Source organism: Paenibacillus thailandensis (assembly GCF_042685365.1).
Classification (GTDB): Bacteria; Bacillota; Bacilli; order Paenibacillales; family Paenibacillaceae; genus Paenibacillus_AP; species Paenibacillus_AP thailandensis.
In genome coordinates, this window is the sequence record NZ_JBHUMY010000041.1 from 86326 (window position 1) to 106757 (window position 20432).

Here is a 20432-nt window from a genome sequence, read left to right on the forward strand (position 1 = left end):
ATCGTAGATGACTAGCTCCCCTTTTTCTTTGGAAAACGATCCCACGGCTAAAGAGTCACAAACTGCGCAAGTGACTATTGTTCCGATCGCTGTGAAATCCGGATTCAAAGGCGAACGCTATCGCTTCCAGAACATTCCTTGTTTCGTATGTTCAGGTCGTGGGAAGCAGTTCAAACCGTCTTCATCGACAGCCTTGCCCCTGCAGCTGCCGCAGCGCCATTAACGCCGCGCCGCGGGCGGCGTCCCGCTTCGCCGGAACGCATTGCAAATCCGGATATTTCCGCAGCAGCATAGCCGTCAACGAATCGCGGATTATCCCGTTGCGGAGCAGAACGCCGCCGGCCAGCGCAAGCCGTCCGTCCTGCAAGGACAACCGCTCGGCGACGGGGACGACAAGCTCGAACAAGGCGCGGGCGCTTCGTTCCGCAATGGCAAGAGCCGTCCCGTCGCCGGCGTCGCACAGCTCGGACAGCAGCGTTGCCAGCGCCGCGATGTCTTTTTTGTTCGTGCGGGGATCGTAAACGTAACCGATCAACTCGCGGACCGAGCCTAGGCCCAGACGGGCCAATACGGCCGGCGCAATCGTCCGGTTCGCGATTCGGCCGTCGCTTGCCCGCAAGGCTGCCGCTATAAGCTCGCGTCCGATACTGTAGCCGCTGCCTTCGTCGTCGACAAGATGACCTCCGCCTCCGGTACGGTGCGAGTCGCCTTGGGCATTGCGGCCGTAGCAGATCGAGCCTGTGCCGGCGATTAGAATCATGCCTTCCGTGCTTTCGAGGGCGCCGGCCATGGCCGTCTCGTGGTCGCCCGTAATCGCAAGCCCGCCTTCGTAGCCGCATTCCCTGATCATGGCGGTTAACCGGGAGACGACGGACGGATTGCTCACCCCGGCGGCGCCGACGCAAATGTACTCGCAAGCTTCCAGTCCGCCGCACAAAGCCGAGGTCGATGCCAGCAGCTCCCGGATGCTTTCCCGAACGCCGGCCTCATCCCGCCCGTTCAAGTTGATCGAGCCGGAGGCAAACGATCCCGCTTCTTTCCCCGTTTCGTCCACGACGACAACGGCCGTTTTCGTCCCGCCGCCGTCCCATCCGGCCACATATCTCAGGGGCGCGTTTGCCTTCCCGGACACCTTATTGTTCACAAACTCCGGACCGTTTGGGCTTGTTTCCATGCCGCGCAGCCTTAACCGTCCCGTCGGAACGGCTTCGCCGCATAACATCTTGGCCAGCGACCGAAGCGACAGCGGCGTATACTCAAAAGCGGCAAGCCCGCAAGCAACGCCTTCGATCAGCTCCAGATCGTAAGGCTTGCCCAGCGCCGCCGCCGTTACCCGGCGGCCTGCGGCGACAAGCGCCCGCGCCAGCTTCAGCTGCCCCGGATGATCCTGCCCGTTGTACAGCCCAAGCACGATACGCGAATAGCGGGCCGTTTCAGCCAGCACGTCTTCGATTTCCGCATCATCCGGGTTCATGTCCGTCATGCGGTACGGCACGCCAAGCGCTTCGGCCATCGCCCGCGGAAAAGAAAGCGCGCCGCTCACCGCGTTCGAAGCCCGGTCTGTCCGGAACGGATAACAGCCGACGATCATCGTATCCGCAGCTCCGCGCGCAATCGGCTCAAGCCGGCCGCTCGTCAGGCAGATGCTTTCCTCGCTGATCGCCTCCGCCGTCCGCCTGTGGGCCGCGCAGCCGACAATGCCGGCATCGCCGCCCAAAGACGGCAAGATCCGGTACTTCTCCTTATAGTAGAGCACCTTCTCCACCGCTTCGTCGAGCGCCTCCTCGGAAAGCTCCCCTTCGAGCACCGCCCGTTCGATCCGCTCGGCGGCTTCCCTGACAAGCTGCGGCGTATGGCTGATGAACAGCAGATGGACGCCGGCCTTCAACGCGCCAAGCGCCCCTTCCGCCGTTCCGTAATGCGTCTTGACGGCATCCATCTCGAGGCAGTCGGAAACGATCAGCCCTCCGTAACCGAGCTTTCCCTTCAGCAGACCGGTGACGATCGCCCTCGACATCGTCGCGGGGACACGTTCCGGCTCGAGCTGCGGGAACAGAATATGGGCGGTCATGACGCTTTCCGCGCCGGCGTTAATCGCCCGCTCGAACGGACGCAGCTCCAGCTCCTCCAGCTGCTCGGCCGTTTTCCCGATAACCGGCAGTCCCAGATGAGAGTCGACATTCGTATCGCCGTGCCCCGGAAAATGCTTGATCGCGGACAATACGCCTTCGTCCCGCAGCCCTTTCATCATCGGCAGCCCGTACGTTTCCACGGCTTCCGCCGTGTCTCCGTAGGAGCGGACGTTAATGACCGGATTGCGCTTGTTATTGTTAATGTCCAGCACCGGCGCTAGATTGAAGTTGATGCCAAGCGCCCGCAGCTCCCGCGCCGTCAGGCGTCCGGCGGCGTACGCGTGCTCGGGACGGCCGGTCGAAGCGACCGCCATCGCGCCGGGAACGTTCGTCGCATCCGCCGGAAGGCGCGTTACCCGGCCGCCTTCCTGGTCGATCGCGATAAAAGCGGGCATCCCCGTATGCCGCTCGATAAGCGCGCGAAGCTCGCCGCACAGCCGTTTCAGCTGCGGCACGTTTTCCGCGTTATACGAAAATAATATGGCGTTCCCGATTTTGTACTCGGCGACCAGCCGTTCGAACTCGGCGGAAACCTCCGCCTTCGGAAAGCCCGTTACGATAAGCTGGCCGATCTTCTCCCGCAATGTCAGCTTGTTCATGTTCGATCCCTCTCATGCCCGCTAATAAAGATGATATTGCCGCTTCTTCTCCGCGAACAGCCGGCTTTCCTCGCGGAACCGTTCGAGAAGCGGCGCCGGATCGTGCCAATCATCCCCGCGATAGACGTCGTCCCCGGCCAATAAGTCGATGAAAGGGCGCGAGCCTTCCTTAAGCGGCGGCAAAAAGCGAAATTCCGCGTAATTGCGCCGAATCGCGTAAAGCAGCGTCACGCCGGTTTCGACCGAACGGAACGCACGCCGGTCGGTTACGTACAGCTGTACCCCGCCGCATGTCTCTCCCGCAAACTTGGAAGCCGCCGGCTTGAAATAGACCGGGCGGAACCGGACGCCGGGCAGCCGTTTGCCGTTCATCTCGTCCGAGAGCCGTTCCGCTTCGATGAACGGAGCCCCGATCATCTCGAACGGAAACGTCGTCCCTCTTCCTTCCGAAACGTTCGTCCCTTCGAACAGGCAGGTGCCGGGGTAGACGAGCGCCGTCTCAAAGCGCGGAATGCCGATCGAAGGATGGATCCACGTCGCGCCCGTGTCGGGAAACTGCATCGTCCGCTCCCAACCGCCGCAGCGAACGACATGAAGCTCCGCCTTCCAGCCCATCTGCTCGTTCGCCATCGCCGCCACCTCTCCCGCCGTAAGGCCGTAGCGGACCGGCAGCGGGTAATGGCCGACGAACGAACGGTACGCTTCCTTCAGCACGTTGCCTTCCACCGTAACGCCGTCCAGCGGGTTGATCCGGTCGAGCACGACAAAAGGCTTGCCCGCCTTCGCGCAATCCTCCAAGGCGAGCAGCATCGTCGAAATAAACGTATAATACCGGACGCCGATATCCTGAATGTCGTACACGACCATGTCGACGGCGTCCAGCATCTCCGGGGTCAGCCGCTTCGAATCCGGGCGGTACAGGCTGTACACCGGGACGCCCGTAATCGGGTCGGCATACGTGTCGACCATTCCGCCCGCTTCGACGTTGCCGCGCACGCCGTGCTCCGGCGAAAACAACGCCGCCAGCCGGTAGTTGTCGTGCAGCAGTTGTATCGTGGACGCGAATTCGGCGTTCAGGCCGGTCGGCGACGTAATGAGGCCAAGCCGCTTGCCCCGGAACAAACGCCCGTCATTCGCGATTCTGTCGATGCCGTTCACGACCATCGTTCGCTCTCCTTTACAGCTCGGATTTCAGCACGCGCAGCGTCTCGGGCGGAACCATAAACGTTTCCGCATAAGCCTTGCGCGCTTCGATGCCGCGAACGCGGGCCAGATGCTTGTAATACTCCAAGTAAGGAAACGACTTGCTCCCCGTCACGAACCAATGCTTCGACACGGCCTCCACCCATAAATCGTAAGCCGCCCGGTCGAAATCGACATAGACATACGGCTTGTAATCGACCGCGTCCTCCCAGTTCTCCGCATAATACAGCCTCGAGGCGAAATGGGCCGGCTTCTCCCGTTTCAGAGGAGCTAAAGCCGCATAATACCGCGCGTCGTTCACGATCAGATGAGTCGTGTTATGGTCCTTGTGCATGCTGCTTTTGAAGTGGGTAATGATTACGTTCGGCTTGGCCTCGCGGATGACGTCGCATACCCGGAGCCGGTTCTCCTCCGAATTTTGCAGCTCGCCGTCCGGCGTATCGAACACGATCGCCTCGCCGCCCAGCAGCTCCGCGAACTGACGCGCCTCGCGCACCTTCTGCTCCCGATAATCGGCAACGTCCCGGCCCGCCGGCGCGCCCCGCTCTCCGGCCGTCAGCGCCAGCGTTACGATGCGGTCCCCCTTCAAGGAATGAGCCGCCAGCACGCCGCCGGCCGTCAGCTCCATGTCTCCCACATGCCCGCCGATCGCCAGTATCGTCTGCTTCGGTTCTTTGTCGCTCATCGGATTAACTCCTTTCGCATAACGGCAAAATGTTTGACCGCTTTAAAGCCCGCCTTCCCGTAAATCCGGGCGGCCGGATTGCCGACGCCGGTATACAGCGACATATAAGGCGTCCCGATCGCGCGGAAAGCTTCGCACAGCTTAAAAAACAACACCGTTCCGAGCCCGTGCCCTTCATGATCCGGGTGTACGCCGATACCGGCGAAATAACCCCGCCCGTTCGGCTGGCGGATGACCGGACCGGCAAAACCCGCGGCCAAGCCGTTCTTGGCGGCGAAGACGACCGGCGTCCCGTTCGCGGCGCAAGCCGCGATCTCCTTCGTCCATAGCGGGTTGCCGAGACCCTCCAGCATCTCCTCGATGCCGCGAAGCCCGCCCGGCGCAAAACCGGAGAGCCGGCCGTCTCCGGCCGGCATGTTCCCAAGCACGCCGACCGTATACCCTGCCGCAGCCGCAGCCTTTTCCTTCGCACGGATGTCCTCCTGAACGGCAAAGCCGGACAAATCGAGATACATCGCCTGCTCCCGGGCCCGCTCCGCGTAGCCTTGCTCCAGCAGAAACCAATGCAGCCTGCTGCCGACGGGCACACCCGGCGCATTGTTATGCTCGTGGCCCGGCGTCTCCGGGATATACCACGGCAGCTGCATCGGGTTAAAGAACAAGACGTCCGCCTGCGTCTTGCCAAGCTCCGCGAACCGCCGCTCCAGCGCCGTCAACAGCAGCTTGTAGTTTTCGTCCAGCGCGTACGGCCCGCTTAAGACTATGCACGTCAAGTAGCCCGCCTTGTCGCCGAGCGGCAGATCGTCTCCGGTGCAGCCGCATGCGAAGCCGGCGACCTCTTGTTCGCGGCCCAATAAGACAAACGCATTCCGGGGATCAAAATACGGATTGTCCGTAAATATAGACTTGAACGTGTTCTCGTCAAGCTCCTTATAGCCGTCGCGGACCGCCTCCTTGTTCCATAACGCAATGACGCCGTCCGCATAACGGTCTTCCCAAGCTGCCAGCATCGCTTGCTTCACCGCCTCTTTATCGTTGGCCTTTCACGGCCGGAATGGATGCGAGATTTTGCCCATGACAGCAGGGCGGACCGCCCCGGTCACCGAAGGCAGGTTGTTCGGCAGCCCCGCCATCGCATAGTCGGCGAGCAGCGCGAACGCGACCGCCTCCTTCGCGTCGCTGTTATGGCCGGCCTCCTCCTGCGTCAACACGGGCACGCCGTACGGTTCAAGCTCGCGCTTCAACATCCCGATGAGCGCCCGATTATGGCTTCCTCCGCCGCCGACGATAAGCGCGTCGGCGGCATAACGGTCCCGCACGTAGCGGCGGTATGCGTCGCCGATCGTCCACGCGGTCAGCCGGGTAACCGTCGCAATCAGATCCTCATTCGATAACCCGCGCTCCGCCCGATAAGCAAGCAGCCGCTCGACATAGGCGGCGCCGAACCGCTCACGGCCCGTCGACTTCGGCAGCGGCAGCGCATAATACGGCTCCCGCTTCAGCTCGCCGAGCAGCCCTTCGTCGACCCGGCCCGCGCCGGCGATCCTCCCGCCTTCGTCCATCGTAAGCCCGGGATAAAGCTTCGACACCAGGCCGTCGATGAGCATATTGCCCGGGCCGGTGTCGAAGGCGAAGACGTCTTCCGCGGTGCCGCCCGCCGGAAGGACGGTCATGTTGCCGATGCCGCCGATGTTTTGCAGCAGCAGCGTCCGCTCCGCTTCTCCGTACAGCAGCAGCTCCGTGAACGGAACAAGCGGCGCGCCTTGGCCGCCGACAGCGATGTCCGCGACGCGGAAGTCGGAGACGCACGGCACGCCCGTGCGGGCCGCGATAACCGCGCCTTCGCCGATCTGTACCGTGAAGGCGACGCCGTAGCCGCAATACCGCTGCGGCTCCGGAGCATGCCAGATCGTCTGGCCGTGCGACCCGATCACCGCGATGTCCGCGGGCGCGAGGCCCGCAGCGGCGATCGCGGACAAGGCCGCTTCGGCGAACAGCTCGCCGAGCAGCGCGTTCATGCGGCCGACCCGGTCGACCGTCGCCTCGCGCGGATCGAACAGCGCGAACAGCTCCTCCCGGACCGCGGCCGGGTACGGGCGGTTCTCGAACGCGGCGAGCCGAACCGCAGGTCTTTCGCTTCCGCCGGGCGGGCCGGTTATTTCCACGACGGCGGCGTCGATGCCGTCCACGGACGTGCCGGACATAAGGCCGACCGCATATCGCCGCGAGCCACGCTTAAGCCGATCCATGTCCGCCACCTATCCTTTCACCGCTCCGACGGTTACGCCTTCGAGGAAATATTTTTGCAGGCTGAAGAACAGGATGAACATCGGCACCGCGGAGATCGTCGCCCCCGCCATCATCGGCGCGAAATACGTCGTGTTGGCGAAGCGGAAGTTTTTGAGCCCGACTTGAATCGTCTGCATATCCATCGTGTTCGTGACGAGAAACGGCCAGAAGAACGTGTTCCAGCTTTCCATGAACGTCAGAATCGCCATGACGGCCATAACCGTCTTCGACAGCGGGAGGATAATGCGGATGTAGATCTGGAACTGGCTGCAGCCCTCTACCTTGGCGCTTTCGATAATTTCCGTCGGAAGGGTGGAGATGAACTGCTTGGCCAAAAAAATGTTGTACACCGTCACCAGGCTTGGCGCGATCAGAGCGGTATACGTATTTTCGATCTGAAAAATATTGACGACCAGAATGTATAGCGGAACTTGCGTCACTTGATAAGGAATCATCATCGCGCACAGCAGAATCGCGAACAGAACGTTGCGGCCCTTGAACCGGATTTTGGAGAAGGCGTACCCGGCCAAGCTGGCGAACGCGACGTTCGACGCCGTTACGCATACCGCCACGACAAACGAATTAAGCAGCCAGCGGTACGAATGCTCGCTGTAATCGAAGAAGAATTGATACGACGCCAGCGTAAACTTGCCCGGCCACAAGCTGTAATTGGCCGCGCCGGCCTCGATCGGATCGCCGAAGGAGGAGATCAGCATGAAATAAATCGGGAACAAGGTCGCAAGCGCAAAAGCGAAAAGGACCGCGATAATCATCCCGTTTCGGGCGTACAGGACCGGTTTGTTGCCTGCATGCGTTTTGAATAATGCCATCGTCCGTCGCCCCCCTAATATTCCACGTCATTGCCAAGAAATTTGAACTGGAAGAACGAAATGACGGCAATGATAAGCGTCAGAATAAGCGCTTGCGCGGATGCTTCGCCGAACTCGAAATATTTGAACGCGTTGTTGAAAATGAGCAGGCCGACCATCGTCGTGGCGTTGTCCGGACCGCCGCCGGTCATCAGATAGGCGTTCTGGAACACCTGGAACGAACCGATCACGCCCGTCACCAGCAGAAACAACGTCGTCGGTTTCAAAAACGGGATCACGATATACCATAGTTTCTGGAAAAACGACGCGCCATCCAGCTCCGCCGCTTCGTAATAGCTGTTGTCGATGCCGAGCAAAGCCGCCAAGTAAATGATGATGCTGGTGCCGTGGCTGGACAGCCAGGCCATCAGGACCAGGGAGAACATGGCCGTGGCGCTCGCGCCGAGCCAGTTCTGGTTATCGATGCCGAAGAAGCCGATCGCCTTGTTCAAAATCCCGGAAGGCAGCGGATCGAAGATCCACAGCCAGACGACGGAAAGCGCAACGCCGGAAGCAACCGCCGGCAAATAATAGATGGCTTTAAACGCCGTTTGCAGCCACTTCTTGAGCGGCAGCACCATAATCGCGACCGCAAACGACAGCAGCAGGCCGACGGGAACCGTCAGCACCGTATAGACGGCCGTGTTCGCGATCGATTTCCAGAACAGTTCGTCGCCGAACGTGTTCGCGTAATTTTCAAATCCCGCATATTCGGAGCCTAACGGCTTATATTCCTGAAAACTGATAATGAAAGCGCTGATGACCGGGTAAGCCGTAAACAGGGCGAACACGACCAGCGCAACCGCGATAAACGCGTAAGCCCAAGCCCCATCCTCTCGCAGCTTCCGTCTTTTCACCATGTTAGTAAGCCGAGCCATTAAATTACCTCCCCCAAACCCCCTCCTTAGAGGGGACTCCAAAGGGCTCCCGCCCTCTGGACACCACCTTTTATGCCCCCCCTCGAAGGAGGGGGCTCCGAGGGGCTCGCCCCTCGGACACCACCTTTTTGCCTCCCCCACCCCCTCCGGAGGAGAGGGCTCCGAGGGGCTCGCCCCTCTGGACACCCCAAATTGGCGTAACTGCCCCGCGGCCGTCTTCGACAATCAGGCGTGCAGACCCCGCGTTGTCCTTTCGGACAAAGCTCCCTTTCCCTCTTCTTAAGCCACTGTTATGCCTTAAGGAGCGATCTGCTACTCTCTTCCGTGAGAGTCTCGTTCAAGAAACCCTCGCCCGTCCTGCGGACGAAGCATAACGTCATCGCCCTAATCGAAAGACAAACCGTTTGCGTTAAAGCCAGAGACTGGAGCAATCCCGGCCGAGCCTTACCAGCCGGGGGCCGGGGAGGCCGCCGCCTCCCCGAACGCATGCTTGCCGGCTTAATCCTGGACGACGCCGTCCTCGCCGAACGCATCGATCGCCGCTTCCTTGACGGCTTCGTACATCTCCTCCGGCGTAATTTCGTTAGCGAGAAGAGCTTGCAGCTTCGGAATAATGACTTCGTCCTCGATTTTGATCGCTTCCGCGCCCAGCTCGGTCGGAATGTCAGGCCGGGCCGGAGCGGCTTTCGACAGCAGCACCTTCACCGCTTCGACGTTGTCCGGGTTGCGGTCGACCTTGATGTCCGCGGCCGCTTGGCGTCCCGACTCCGTGATGTTCTCGACGAACAATTCGCTGGCCGTCGTCGCCGCGATTTTGCCGCTGGCCAGAAAATAAGCCGCCTTCACGACGTTCGCTTTATGCTCGGCCGTCGGCTCCTTCTTGCCGCGGAACGTCACGTATCCGTCGACCGCCGGGCTCGATACCGCCGGCTGGCCGAGGAACGAAGGCACCGGCAGGACGATGTATTCCGTCTCGATGCTGCCTTCGACGGCGCTGCCGTCGTTCGCTTTCAGCTTCTCGTTGTTTTTGTTGGCGGAGTTTTCGAAAGTCGCAAGGCCTTTGCCGGTAATCATCGTTTGGCCGGTCAGGAACATGTTCCAGCGTTTGCCGGCGTCGACCGAGCTAAGCTCCTTCGGCATCGAGCCGTCGTCGATCATCTGGCGGACAGCCTTCAGCACTTCGAGATAGTTTTTGCTCGTGTAGGCGTATTTCAAATCTTTCGTAAAAGCGTCCGGCATGCCGGCGTTTTTGATCAGAATGTTTAAATAGTCCTTGCTTGTGACGCCGGCCGTCGCGAACACGAAGCCGTAGCGCTTCGTCGTGTCGCCTTCCTTCACGACGCCTTTTTTGATCGCCTCGCGGAACTCTTCGTACGTCCAGCCGTTTTGCTGCACCTTTTTCCAATCGATGCCCGCTTCCTCCAGAAACTTCTTATTGCCGCCCAAGGCATGGATTTCCATGTAGGCCGGGAAGCCGTACAGCCCTTCGCCGTTGCGCATATAGTTAAGCGGTCCTTCGTCGAAGTCGGCGATCATCTCGTCCGTGGCCACGTCCGTAATGTCCATCAGCATGCCCTGCTCCACGTATTTCGAAATGCCGCCCGAGCCGATAAACGCGATATCCGGCGGGCTGCCCGCATTCACCTGCGTGTCGAGCTTCTGGGTCATATCCTCCCAGCTGGCCGGCTCGATCTGCAGCGTCAGGTTCGGGTACAGCTTGTTGAAGTCGGCCTCCATCTGGTCGAAGTTGCTTTGATAATTGGCCGACACCGGCGGAAGCAGCGCGGTAATCGTATCCTTCGCCTCGGAAGCGCCCGGGGTCTGGCTGTTCGTCGCGCCGGGCGAAGCGCCCGCCCCTCCGTTGTTATTGCCGTTGTTGCCGGACGAGCATGCCGACAATGCCGTAAGAGATACCGTTAAAGCCAGTGCAGAAGCAAACAAACGAAATTTGTTTTTCAAAACCATCTTCCTCCCCCGTCTTTTTCATCGGTAATCCGTGTGTCTTTAGAAGCCCGAGTGCGCATCCTGCTTCGCCGCGCACATGCGGACGGCCGCCTTCAGGCTTCCGTCGCAAGCGTCGAGCGCCCGACCCGCCTCTTCCATGCCAAGCCCGGTCTTGAGCATCATAATCGCGAGCTTGCAGTTCATCGACGCGCGGACCAAGTAATCCGCCGCCGTCTCCGCGTCGGCGCCCGTCGCCGCCTTGATGATCCGGACCGAGCGGTCCACCAGCTTCTTGTTGCTCGCCTTCAGGTCAACCATCAAATTGTTGTACGTCTTGCCCAGCTTCACCATCGTGCTGGTCGTCAGCATGTTGAGGACCAGCTTCTGCGCCGTTCCCGCCTTCAGCCGGGTCGAGCCCATTATGACCTCCGGCCCGACGACGGGCGCAATGCATACATCGCAATATTCGGACAATTTCGAATGCTTGTTGTTGACGACGCCGATCGTCGCGGCCCCAAGCTCCGCCGCCTTCTTCAAGCCGGCGATGACAAACGCGGCGCTGCCGCTGGCGGAAATGCCGACGACGGCGTCTTTGTCCGTCACGCCGCACCGCTCGATTAACGCGATCCCCTCCTCCTCGCTGTCCTCGAACCCTTCGACTGCCGTTCTGAGCGCTGTATCCCCTCCGGCGATGAACCCCTGTACCAGCTCGGGGTCCGTCCCGAAGGTGGGCGGACATTCAGACGCGTCCAGCACGCCTAACCTTCCCGAAGTGCCTGCGCCTATATAAAACATTCTGCCGCCGTCCTTCAGCCGGCGATGGAGAATGTCTACCGCCTTCGCGATTTGCGGAATTTCGGCGGCTACCGCGGCGGGAACCTTCGCATCCTCGCGGTTGAGGAGCTCCAGCATCTCTTCCGTGGTGCATTCGTCGATCATTCTCGTATTCGGATTGATTTCCTCCGTCGTCAGTCCCGCAAGGTATTCATCCATATCGTTCCATTCTCCTACCTTAGCGTGCCAGATTAATGTCATATATTCTGACATCGCTTTTGTTAGTCTTAATATTAAGGGCGCTGGGCATGTCTGTCAACAGATTCCGAAATTTAATTTTATTACGGTGTTTATTTTTGGTTTTTTTCGTCATAAAAGAGGCAAAAAAAGCAGCGGCCTTCCCGTTGGTCAAACCGATGCTATTCTCACGCGATTGATTCGCCAGGCCATCTACCCGCATAACGAATCTGAGACACGTTAATCCATCTTAAAGCAGCTTTATAAATTTGTAACGAACCCGAACGGCGTTATTTGGCTTTTCTCGGCATTCCGCAGCCCTATTTTGGTCCAATAGCGCCGCTGGGGTTCGTTAGCCTCGGGGAATGAGCGTTCTATCGATAATAAGCGCGATACGATTCGTTAGTGTCTTCGCCCCCCCTCGTCGCCCGGGGATTAAGCTCCGCTTACTTCCGGTGCTTGCCGGCAAGCACGTTGTGCGTTTTGGTCAAATACTTCTTCACATGATGGTATTCCGCGCTGGCCACTCCGGCGAACAGCATGTCGACGACCGTCAGCATCGCGATGCGGGAACCCATCGCCCCGCTGCGGAACGTCAGCTCCGGCGTGGATATGTTCAGGATGATGTCGCATTTGTCCGCCAGCTCGCTTTTGCTGTGCTTCGTGACGGCGATCGTTTTGCAGCCGTTTTTGGCGGCGATATCAAGCGCTTCCAAAACATCGGACGTGCTGCCCGAATTGGAAACGAAGATGGCGACGTCGTCGGGCCCAAGCAAAGCAGCCGCCGTCAATTGGCTATGCCCGTCCGTGTAGGCGCGGCAAATCTTGTTGATGCGCAGAAACTTCTGCTCCGCATCCTGGCATACGAGCCCCGAAGCGCCCACGCCGAACAAGGCGATTCGGCTGCAGGAGACAAGCGCGTCGACGGCGCGCGCCACTTCCTCGCGGTCGATGACGCTCATCGTATCCTCGATCGACTTGCTGTTGTTGTGGGCAATGTTGGCGATAATGGTAGACAAGCTGTCTCCCGGCCGGATATCGGTGTACTGGTCCTTCTGCTCCTCGTCCATCGAGCCAAGCGATGCGGAGATGCTGACGATAAAGCTGCGGTAACCGCCGTATCCCATCGTTTTGCAGAACCGGAGCACCGAAGCGTCGCTCGTCTTGCTTTGTTTCGCCAATTCCTTGACGGACAACAGGGGGATCTCCTCCAGATTGTTCAGCACGTAATCGGCTACCATTCTCTCTACCGGCGTCAAGCTGTCTTTCATGTCGCGAATTTTAATAAGCACATTGTCGTTGATAGCCATGAATTCTCTCCCCTAAGCCCCCTTATCCAACAAGTATGATTTTTTACTCCAAAAGAGAACGTCATTGATGAAAAATATAATTATACTATAAGCGCTTTCTCGGGGTTTGACAAGAGAGGAATGTAACCAAGCGGATTGATGAAGCGACAGCAGATAATCGCAACAAAATCAATCGGCCTTCGTCAAAATAATTGGGGTACTAACGGGTTTGCTTATTACCAATTGGATTCTGCCACTGGATCAAAACTGACGAAACAAGTTTTGTTAAAAATGAGGCGGAGGTGTGAAGGTACTTGAAAGAAAATTACGGGAGTAGGGAATCTAGACGTTACAAAGAAGAAGCGAGTTCTGAAGTCCCGTCCTTCAATGATGTAACCGACCACTATCAAAGTATACTGGGTGTACCTGATAAAAAAGCAGATATAAACAATATGCCTAAACCGCTGCGCTGGTTTGCTTATTTCTTTTACAGCGTAATTATTTTTGGGGCGCTTATATTTATAATCTCTATGATTGTGCAAAGATAAAAAATAAAGCGCCGCTCACTTTCGAAGTGACCGGCGCTGCATAATTTAGCCCAACGGCCGCGGGATACGGTTCGGTTTTATGACTTCCCGAATTACTTCGATAATAACTCCAATTCTCGAACGGTATCAAAGCAAGAGGACTCCCGCCGCCGGCGGAGAGTCCTCCTTGTCCCTTATGCCCTTATTCCGCTTTATACCGGTCGTAGGCGGCTTGGTACACCTTCATGTACTCGTCCGAGCCCATTTTCTTCAGGGTGGCGACGTAATTGTCCCACTCGTCGAACGAAGCCGAGCCGTTGATGAACTTCGATTCCATCTCGCTGATGTAGCTCGAGATGTCGGCGCCTGTCGACGACATGAAGCCGGTCTCTTCCTCGGTAAAGTTGAAGCTCGTCCAAATCTCCTTCACCGCGTCGTTTTTGACTTTTTCCGCCGAGGCCAGCGCCTCCGGCAGCGATTCCGAACCCCGGAAGTAAGCCTGCTTCGCGAACGCCGGGTAGCTTCCGCCCATCCAGGTGAAATATTTGACCGAGGCTTGGTCCTGCGTAAGACCGTCGGGGTTGTCCGTTATTTCCTTCACGTACTCCAGCGAACCGTCCGGATTCTCGATATACGTCTTGTCCTTCAATCCCATGAAGTAGAACTTCGCCCCTTCGTCGCCGTAGAAATAATCGATCCAGCGGAGCGTCGCCTCCGGATGCTTGTTGGCCGACGTAATCGCGAACGCCCCGACCCATACGAGCGGCGACTTGACATGGGAATACAGCTTGTCGCCATGCGGCCCCTCCAGCGTGCCAAGCCCGATATAACCCTTCTGCCCCATGACGGCAGCCGGGTTCGGCACGATCGTCGCGGCAAGAACGCCCGCCTGTCCCTTGGCGTTAAGCGCCGTATCCTTAATGGTGAAAATCTCCTTGTCGAGCAGCCCTTCCGTGTAAAGCTTGTTGATAAACTGCAGCAGCTCCTTGTATTCCGGCGTCGTCTTGGTGAAACGAAGCTGATTCGTTTGCGGATCGACATCCACCAGCTTATGGCTGAGGCCCCGGTTGCCGAGCCCCCACGAGCCCTTCAGCTGATCGATCACCTCGCCGATATTGACCGCGCTCAGCGGAATTTCGTCCTGCTGCCCGTTGCCGTTCAGATCGGTTTCCTTGACGGCCTTCAGGAATTGGTAGAACTCGTCGATCGTCGTCGGCTCCTTCATGCCGAGCTTGTCCAGCCATTCCTGCTTGACCCACAGCGGCATGCCGATGAGCATGGACAGAAACTCGGGATCGTAAATCGACGGGATCGAATAAATGTTGCCGTCCGGCATCGTCAGCCCTTTCTTGATAAAAGGGTACGTATCCAGCACCTTCTTCAGGTTCGGCGCGTACTCGCCGATCATGTCGTTCAGCGGCACGAACACGCCCTGCTTGCCGTATTTGTACAGCTCGGCCGCGGATACCCGCGCCGAATAGAACGCGTCCGGGTATTCGCCGCTCGCCAGCACGAGATTGCGCTTGTCCGTCAAATTTTCGAACGGCACGAGCTCGAACTTGACGTTCATGTTCGTCATCTTGGCGTATTCGCTCCAGACGAGCGTCTCTTCGAAATTGTTGCCGTTCGTCGTCGATTTGCCCGTAAAAAACCGAAGCGAAATCGGTTCGTTCACGATCGGGAAGCCCGTCTTGTTCACGCTCGGCGCGGCCGTTGCGCCTGCCGCGGCTTCCCCTCCCGCTCCGCTATTGCCGCCGCTGCAGGCCGCAAGGGAAGATACCGTAACGAGGGCCGCCAGCGCAAGCCCCAAACCTTTTCTTATCAACATGTTCTCCCATCCTCTCCTCTACAAAGCGAATCAGCCTTTAACGGCTCCGATCATGACGCCCCGCACAAAATATTTTTGAAGGAACGGATAAAGCGCCAGCATCGGCAAATTGGCCACGATCACGGCCGCGTATTTGATCGCTTCGGCGTCCAGCAGCCCGCGGGCGAGCGAATCGTCGCCGATGTCGACCATCTCCTGCATCTGGCCTTGAATCAGAATTTCGCGCAGCAGCAGCTGAAGCGGATACAGCTCGCGGTCGGCCAGATACAACAGCGCGCTGAAATAGGCGTTCCAATGGCCCACCCCGTAGAACAGCAGCATGACGGCCATCACCGGACCCGATACCGGAAGGACGACGCGAAGCAGCGTCTGGATGTTCGAGCAGCCGTCGATGAACGAAGCTTCCTGCAGCTCGTACGGAATGCCGGTCTGAAAAAAGGTGCGCATAATGAGAACGTTCCACACGGAGATGGCCGTCGGCAAAATAAGCGCCCAGAACGAATTCAGCAGCCCCAAATCTTTGACCAGCAAGTAAGTCGGGATCATGCCGCCGCTGAAAAACATCGTGAAGACGATCATGGCCGTGAACGGACCCCTGCCGTCGAAATCTTTGCGCGACAGCGGGTAAGCCGCCGCGACGGTCAGAATCAGGTTCAGCGCCGTTCCGACGAGCGTGTACAATATTGTGTTCAAATAGCCCCTTACAATCTCGGGGTTCTGGAAAAGACGCTCATACCCGACCAGACTGAAGTTTTTCGGCCAGAGCCAGACTTCCCCCCGCAGCACCGCTTCCGGACCGCTTATGGAAGCGATCAGGACGAACCATAAAGGGTACAGCACGAGAAGAGATATGACGGCGAGTATGCAAACAATCACTCTTTCCGTCCATCGGTCCAACCGGTTTTCCATGTTGCTTCTCTTCCCCCTCTCACCATAGACTTGTCCCGTTCAATCTGCGCGCCAGCCGGTTGACCGAGAGGAGCAGAATGAAATTGACGACGGAGTTGAACAAGCCCACCGCCGCGGAGTAGCCGTACTGCGCGCCCAATATGCCGCTTCGGTAGACGTTGGTGGAGATGACGTCGGAAGCCTGCATATTCAGGTTGTTCTGAAGCAGATACACCTTCTCGAAGCCGACGCCGAGCACTTGCCCAACGTTCAGAATAAGCAGAATGACGACCGTCGGCAGAATGCCCGGCAGGTTAATATGCCAAATCCGCTGCAGCCTGCTTGCGCCGTCCACCTTGGCCGCTTCGTGAAGCTGCGGATCGATGCCGGCCAGCGCCGCGAGATAAATGATCGAGTTCCAGCCCATGCTCTGCCAGACGCCGCTGCCGACGAAGATCGTCTTGAACCAGGACGGCTCGGTCAGAAATCCGATCGGCTCGCCGCCCGCCATCTGGATGAAGCCGTTCAGCATTCCGCTCTCCTGCGACAGGAACATCATCAGGATGCCGACGACCACGACCGTCGACAGAAAATGCGGCGCATACGTCACCGTCTGCACGAATCGGCGGAAACGCGCCGAACGCACCTCGTGAATGAGCAAAGCGAGCATAATGGGCAGCGGGAACCCGACGACAAGCTCGTATACCCCAATGCCAAGCGTATTGCCGATCAGCCGCCAGAAATAATAGCTGTTGAAAAAACGCTCGAAATGCTCGAAGCCGATCCACGGGCTTCCCCATATGCCCTGCACGGCGATGAAGTCCTTGAACGCGATTTGCACGCCGTACATCGGCACGTATTGAAAAAGAACAAAAAACGCGGCGACCGGCAGAAACAACAGATACAAATCCGCGTTTCGCCGCATCCGCACCATTCGCCGGCGCCGGGCGCCCGTCTCCTTGACCTCTCCGCTTCCTGCGGACATGCGGAATCTTTCTTTCGTAAGCCGCTCCAACGATTCACCCCCTTCTCTTCAGCCGCTTACCGCCTGCAGCCCGATCATATAACGAGGGTGTCCTTCGTGCCTATTCACCGTTCTTACGAATGTTGCCGCTTGTTCCTTTTTCCGTTGTTAAGGGGCGAGACCGTGTTCCGGGGCTCTATGTAAAACGGCGATCTAAAAAAATGCAAAGTTTCTAAAACAATGGTCACTTCCGCTCGGCGGCCCGCTGCGCTACCATAAATGGAGAAAGCCTGCGTCCGCGCGAAAGGAGCTATCCGTTTATGATCCGGTTTCGCCGACTTCGCCTATCCGGCCAATCGCTGTTTATGAAGATCTTTGTCAGCTTCTTATCGATTATTCTTTTATTCGCTTTATTCAACGCGTTTACTTTCGCTTTTTTTACGAAGAACGTACAGCGCGAGATTATAGACACGAACCGGCAGCTTCTGGCCGATTCTTCCGAGCGGTTCGGCACGCAGTTCGCCCGGGTGCAGACGATGCTGCACAACCTTTACGTCGACAAGGACGTGGCGGGCTTCGCCCGCCAGCTCCGAAGAGCCCAAGGCCTGGACGTCAATTATCTGCAGGCGGTCGACGCGCTGAAAGCCATTCGTAAAGAAGCTTATAATCCGCTGTTTTATTTGGAAGCGATCGTTATTCATTATGAATCCGGTTCGTTAACGCTGGATCAAGAAGGAAGCAGCAGCGCCGAAGACCTGTTCGGACGGGCTTACGCGAGCGGCGAATACCCGCTGTCCTTCTGGAACGGATTGGCCTCGTCCGCGAATGCCTTCCGCTTCCTTCCGGCCGCCCGCTACAACAGCTCCGACGAGCTGCCCGGCGGAGGCGAGCTGCTTCCCTTATCCTTTAAGGAGCAGGGTTCGGATTACCGGGTCATCGCCCTGATCGACATCGAGAAGGCCCGGAACGAGTTTTTCGGGGAGGCCGCCGCCCGCTCCGTGGCGATTGTGAACGGGGACGGGACCGTTCTGTACCGTTCGCCGGACGCCGCACGCGAAACCCCGCTTCCGGCGCTGGACGGCGATTCGGGCTACAAGCTGAAGGACGGCTTCTATTATTTCTGGGAGAAGGACGGGAATGGGCTTCGGTACGTAACTTCGGTGCCTTACGAGAGCATCGCCGTACAAGTCCGGAAGCTGTCCTGGGTGCTGCTGCTCGTCGCGGCGCTGTCGATCGCGATCGGACTGGCCGCCTCCTATGCGTTCAGCAACCGGCTTCAGCGGCCCGTCAAGCATATTTTGTCGGCCATGACGAATCCGGGGCATGCCCGTCCCGGCAAAAGCAAGATCAAGGAATTCGACTTGATCGAGCGCAATATCCGCCGGCTGATGGCGGAGAAGGACGCGGTGGAGAACGAGATGAAACGGCAGTCGTCCATTCTGACCACCTACGGTTATATGAACAAGCTGAAGAGCATCCATACCGATATCAATGAATGGAAAGATTTCCTGGAGACCGGCGAATCCTACACCGTCGTGCTCTACGAGCTCCGCTTCCGGTCCGCCGCGCTTGCTGCAGCGGGCATCTCCGCCGACCGGGCCGCTCGAGCCATCCGCGAGCATGTCCAATTGATTTGCTCCGAGACGTTTCCCGACTCCCATACGTTCCAGATGGAGAAGCATCAGATTTTATCGGTGATCAAAGGCAAAAATCGGGACGGGCTTGCGGATATGCTGCGGAGGCTGAAGGACGTGCTCGACCGGGAAAGCGGCTACTGCCTGGTGACGGCAGCCGCATCCTCGCGCTTTGAGCATACGTCGCAGTTCAATCACGCCTATACGCAAGTGCTGGCGATGACCCGGCAGGCGCTCTTGATCGAAGAGACGCAGATCATTTGGGGCAGCGGCAGGCCGTTCGTCCCGCCGGTCCTCGATCCGGCGCGGCGCAAGGAGCTGGAGACCGCGCTGGAGGCTGGGCGCGCCGAAGCGGCGATGCCGATGCTGATCGAATTTCTGGAGAAGCTGCATGAGCAGGAAGCGAGCATTGAGCATTTCCGGCATTTCGCGGACGATATCGTCGGCCGAATTACGGACAGCCTGAGGCAGAAGCGGATCGACGACCAAGCCTTATGGCCGCTGAAGCCGATCACCCGGCAGCTTGGCGAATGCTGCTCGCTGGAGGAATATAAGGATGCCTTTCAGCGGCTGCTGTGGCACGCGGCGGAGCTGTATTGCAGCATGCCGGAGGAGGAAGAGGAAGCGGACGACCCGATCGTCAGCCGTTTCCTGCAGCTGCTTGAATCGAGGTACGCCGAGGAGCTGTCGCTCGATTATTTGGCGGACAGGCTGAACATGTCGAGCTCTTATTTGTCGGCTTATATTAAGGAGAAGACGGGGACGAATTACAGCGAGCATCTGAACAACATCCGGATGCGCAGAGCGCAGGAGCTTCTCGTCGGCACGAGTACTTCCATTGCGGATATCGGCAGGCAGGTCGGGTACCAGAACATTACGTCCTTCAACCGGATGTTCAAGAAGTGGACAGGCGTTAGCCCAAGCGAATACCGCAGGCGCCATGCGCCAATGGAGAAAAGCGGCGCTTGACTCTTTTATGCTGGGCTAACCTTTCTCTAAGGATGGTTTAAGGTAAATGTTTCATAATCAAGCATCATACTCCCTATTCGACATAGAGGAAAAGCTTGGACCTGCATCCGATCGAGATGCAGGTCATTTTTTTGGCAGAGATTCCCTTTGGCACCTTCGCAAGCCTAATCGGATCTATCAAAACCTTACACTGTAAATCGTAATATTGCCGTTAGCTTCTGATCGTAACACATATTGCTAATATTACTATCGAACTAAGGAATTAGCTTGTTGAAGAAGCTTTCCAATTCTGCTAGGTCTTTTGTCGCCAACACGACTTCTTTGTCGTTCATAATGATAAAAGAAGGAAAGTCGTTGATCCCTAGAAGGGTTGCCATTTCCTTGTTTTTCTTCATCTGCACATCGAAGAGTTGGATGCCTTGGACAAGTTGCAGCAGCTCTTGCTTTGAATTCCAATATTCAAGCAGCTTATGATCAAGTTTGGTCGTGTCATCGTAGAATAAGTGGATTCTGTATCTTTCGCTGGAGTCGGCAGATAAATAATCAAGCACGTCTTGCTTACTTGTATTTGAGCACCCGATTGTCACGATAAACACCGATAAAATCACAATTTGAATCAGCTTCATTTGCTTCACCTCAATTTTAACTTTTCATCAATATGGACCTCTGTCAAGATAGTAGACACAAATTTTATCGATTTACCGTATTAAAGTAGAATTTTCG

16 protein-coding genes are annotated in these 20432 nt (G+C 57.7%); 2 read left to right on the forward strand and 14 right to left on the reverse strand.

The window, feature by feature from the left end; all coding sequences use genetic code 11:
* Positions 1 to 181: 181 nt before the first annotated feature.
* The 10 genes from ACFSW5_RS24140 to ACFSW5_RS24185 all read right to left on the reverse strand — a co-directional run bounded on the left by ACFSW5_RS24140 (position 182) and on the right by ACFSW5_RS24185 (position 12920).
* Positions 182 to 2731, reverse strand: a complete 2550-nt coding sequence (locus ACFSW5_RS24140; RefSeq protein WP_379279128.1) for a glycoside hydrolase family 3 N-terminal domain-containing protein — start codon at positions 2729 to 2731, stop codon at positions 182 to 184.
* A gap of 21 nt (positions 2732 to 2752) precedes the next feature.
* A complete protein-coding gene (locus tag ACFSW5_RS24145; RefSeq protein WP_379279132.1) occupies positions 2753 to 3895 on the reverse strand; it encodes an exo-beta-N-acetylmuramidase NamZ family protein in 1143 nt (380 codons plus the stop codon).
* A gap of 13 nt (positions 3896 to 3908) precedes the next feature.
* Entirely contained in the window at positions 3909 to 4619 is a 711-nt protein-coding gene (locus ACFSW5_RS24150) for a PIG-L deacetylase family protein (protein ID WP_379279134.1), read from the reverse strand.
* Positions 4616 to 5629 carry a GNAT family N-acetyltransferase gene (locus ACFSW5_RS24155; RefSeq protein ID WP_379279137.1) on the reverse strand — a complete coding sequence of 338 codons (1014 nt, stop codon included), beginning with the start codon at positions 5627 to 5629 and terminating at the stop codon, positions 4616 to 4618. Before ACFSW5_RS24155 ends, ACFSW5_RS24150 begins: the two co-directional genes overlap by 4 nt.
* Before the next feature lie 33 nt (positions 5630 to 5662).
* Positions 5663 to 6868 (reverse strand): anhydro-N-acetylmuramic acid kinase, encoded by a 1206-nt coding sequence (locus tag ACFSW5_RS24160; RefSeq protein WP_379279139.1) that lies wholly within the window; start codon positions 6866 to 6868, stop codon positions 5663 to 5665.
* Positions 6869 to 6877: 9 nt separating this feature from the next.
* Positions 6878 to 7738 carry a carbohydrate ABC transporter permease gene (locus ACFSW5_RS24165; protein WP_379279143.1) on the reverse strand — a complete coding sequence of 287 codons (861 nt, stop codon included), beginning with the start codon at positions 7736 to 7738 and terminating at the stop codon, positions 6878 to 6880.
* A gap of 14 nt (positions 7739 to 7752) precedes the next feature.
* On the reverse strand, positions 7753 to 8655 hold the full coding sequence (locus ACFSW5_RS24170; protein ID WP_379279145.1) for a carbohydrate ABC transporter permease: 903 nt from the start codon (positions 8653 to 8655) through the stop codon (positions 7753 to 7755).
* A gap of 498 nt (positions 8656 to 9153) precedes the next feature.
* Complete coding sequence (locus ACFSW5_RS24175) at positions 9154 to 10614, reverse strand: ABC transporter substrate-binding protein (protein ID WP_379279147.1); 1461 nt, start codon at positions 10612 to 10614, stop codon at positions 9154 to 9156.
* Positions 10615 to 10659: 45 nt separating this feature from the next.
* Positions 10660 to 11592 carry an N-acetylmuramic acid 6-phosphate etherase gene (gene murQ / locus ACFSW5_RS24180; protein WP_379279149.1) on the reverse strand — a complete coding sequence of 311 codons (933 nt, stop codon included), beginning with the start codon at positions 11590 to 11592 and terminating at the stop codon, positions 10660 to 10662.
* A gap of 464 nt (positions 11593 to 12056) precedes the next feature.
* Positions 12057 to 12920: a MurR/RpiR family transcriptional regulator gene (locus ACFSW5_RS24185; protein ID WP_379279151.1), complete on the reverse strand. Its 864-nt coding sequence runs from the start codon at positions 12918 to 12920 to the stop codon at positions 12057 to 12059.
* Positions 12921 to 13213: 293 nt separating this feature from the next.
* Here ACFSW5_RS24185 and ACFSW5_RS24190 point away from each other — a divergent pair, with 293 nt between their 5' ends.
* The gene (locus ACFSW5_RS24190; protein ID WP_379279153.1) at positions 13214 to 13447 is read left to right on the forward strand and encodes a hypothetical protein; all 234 of its coding nucleotides are present in this window, start codon (positions 13214 to 13216) and stop codon (positions 13445 to 13447) included.
* 181 nt (positions 13448 to 13628) lie between these two features.
* Here the strand turns inward: ACFSW5_RS24190 and ACFSW5_RS24195 are convergent, their stop codons facing one another.
* The 3 genes from ACFSW5_RS24195 to ACFSW5_RS24205 are packed head-to-tail and all read right to left on the reverse strand — an operon-like array spanning position 13629 to position 17076.
* Entirely contained in the window at positions 13629 to 15254 is a 1626-nt protein-coding gene (locus ACFSW5_RS24195) for an ABC transporter substrate-binding protein (protein WP_379279155.1), read from the reverse strand.
* A 30-nt stretch (positions 15255 to 15284) separates the two neighbouring features.
* The gene (locus ACFSW5_RS24200) at positions 15285 to 16163 is read right to left on the reverse strand and encodes a carbohydrate ABC transporter permease (protein ID WP_379279157.1); all 879 of its coding nucleotides are present in this window, start codon (positions 16161 to 16163) and stop codon (positions 15285 to 15287) included.
* Positions 16164 to 16182: 19 nt separating this feature from the next.
* Complete coding sequence (locus ACFSW5_RS24205; RefSeq protein ID WP_379279173.1) at positions 16183 to 17076, reverse strand: ABC transporter permease; 894 nt, start codon at positions 17074 to 17076, stop codon at positions 16183 to 16185.
* Between the two features lie 350 nt (positions 17077 to 17426).
* Here ACFSW5_RS24205 and ACFSW5_RS24210 point away from each other — a divergent pair, with 350 nt between their 5' ends.
* Positions 17427 to 19709 (forward strand): helix-turn-helix domain-containing protein, encoded by a 2283-nt coding sequence (locus tag ACFSW5_RS24210; protein ID WP_379279159.1) that lies wholly within the window; start codon positions 17427 to 17429, stop codon positions 19707 to 19709.
* A 254-nt stretch (positions 19710 to 19963) separates the two neighbouring features.
* Here the strand turns inward: ACFSW5_RS24210 and ACFSW5_RS24215 are convergent, their stop codons facing one another.
* Positions 19964 to 20335 (reverse strand): hypothetical protein, encoded by a 372-nt coding sequence (locus ACFSW5_RS24215; RefSeq protein WP_379279162.1) that lies wholly within the window; start codon positions 20333 to 20335, stop codon positions 19964 to 19966.
* Between the last annotated feature and the right edge of the window lie 97 nt (positions 20336 to 20432).

Excerpts from the sequence above, each read along its gene's own strand:
- ACFSW5_RS24140 (WP_379279128.1), bottom strand. The coding sequence starts at position 2,731 with ATGAACAAGCTGACATTGCGGGAGAAGATCGGCCAGCTTATCGTAACG.
- ACFSW5_RS24145 (WP_379279132.1), bottom strand. The coding sequence starts at position 3,895 with ATGGTCGTGAACGGCATCGACAGAATCGCGAATGACGGGCGTTTGTTC.
- ACFSW5_RS24150 (WP_379279134.1), bottom strand. The coding sequence starts at position 4,619 with ATGAGCGACAAAGAACCGAAGCAGACGATACTGGCGATCGGCGGGCAT.
- ACFSW5_RS24155 (WP_379279137.1), bottom strand. The coding sequence starts at position 5,629 with ATGCTGGCAGCTTGGGAAGACCGTTATGCGGACGGCGTCATTGCGTTA.
- ACFSW5_RS24160 (WP_379279139.1), bottom strand. The coding sequence starts at position 6,868 with ATGGATCGGCTTAAGCGTGGCTCGCGGCGATATGCGGTCGGCCTTATG.
- ACFSW5_RS24165 (WP_379279143.1), bottom strand. The coding sequence starts at position 7,738 with ATGGCATTATTCAAAACGCATGCAGGCAACAAACCGGTCCTGTACGCC.
- ACFSW5_RS24170 (WP_379279145.1), bottom strand. The coding sequence starts at position 8,655 with ATGGCTCGGCTTACTAACATGGTGAAAAGACGGAAGCTGCGAGAGGAT.
- murQ (WP_379279149.1), bottom strand. The coding sequence starts at position 11,592 with ATGGATGAATACCTTGCGGGACTGACGACGGAGGAAATCAATCCGAAT.
- ACFSW5_RS24185 (WP_379279151.1), bottom strand. The coding sequence starts at position 12,920 with ATGGCTATCAACGACAATGTGCTTATTAAAATTCGCGACATGAAAGAC.
- ACFSW5_RS24195 (WP_379279155.1), bottom strand. The coding sequence starts at position 15,254 with ATGTTGATAAGAAAAGGTTTGGGGCTTGCGCTGGCGGCCCTCGTTACG.
- ACFSW5_RS24200 (WP_379279157.1), bottom strand. The coding sequence starts at position 16,163 with ATGGAAAACCGGTTGGACCGATGGACGGAAAGAGTGATTGTTTGCATA.
- ACFSW5_RS24205 (WP_379279173.1), bottom strand. The coding sequence starts at position 17,076 with ATGGTGCGGATGCGGCGAAACGCGGATTTGTATCTGTTGTTTCTGCCG.
- ACFSW5_RS24210 (WP_379279159.1), top strand. The coding sequence starts at position 17,427 with ATGATCCGGTTTCGCCGACTTCGCCTATCCGGCCAATCGCTGTTTATG.
- ACFSW5_RS24215 (WP_379279162.1), bottom strand. The coding sequence starts at position 20,335 with ATGAAGCTGATTCAAATTGTGATTTTATCGGTGTTTATCGTGACAATC.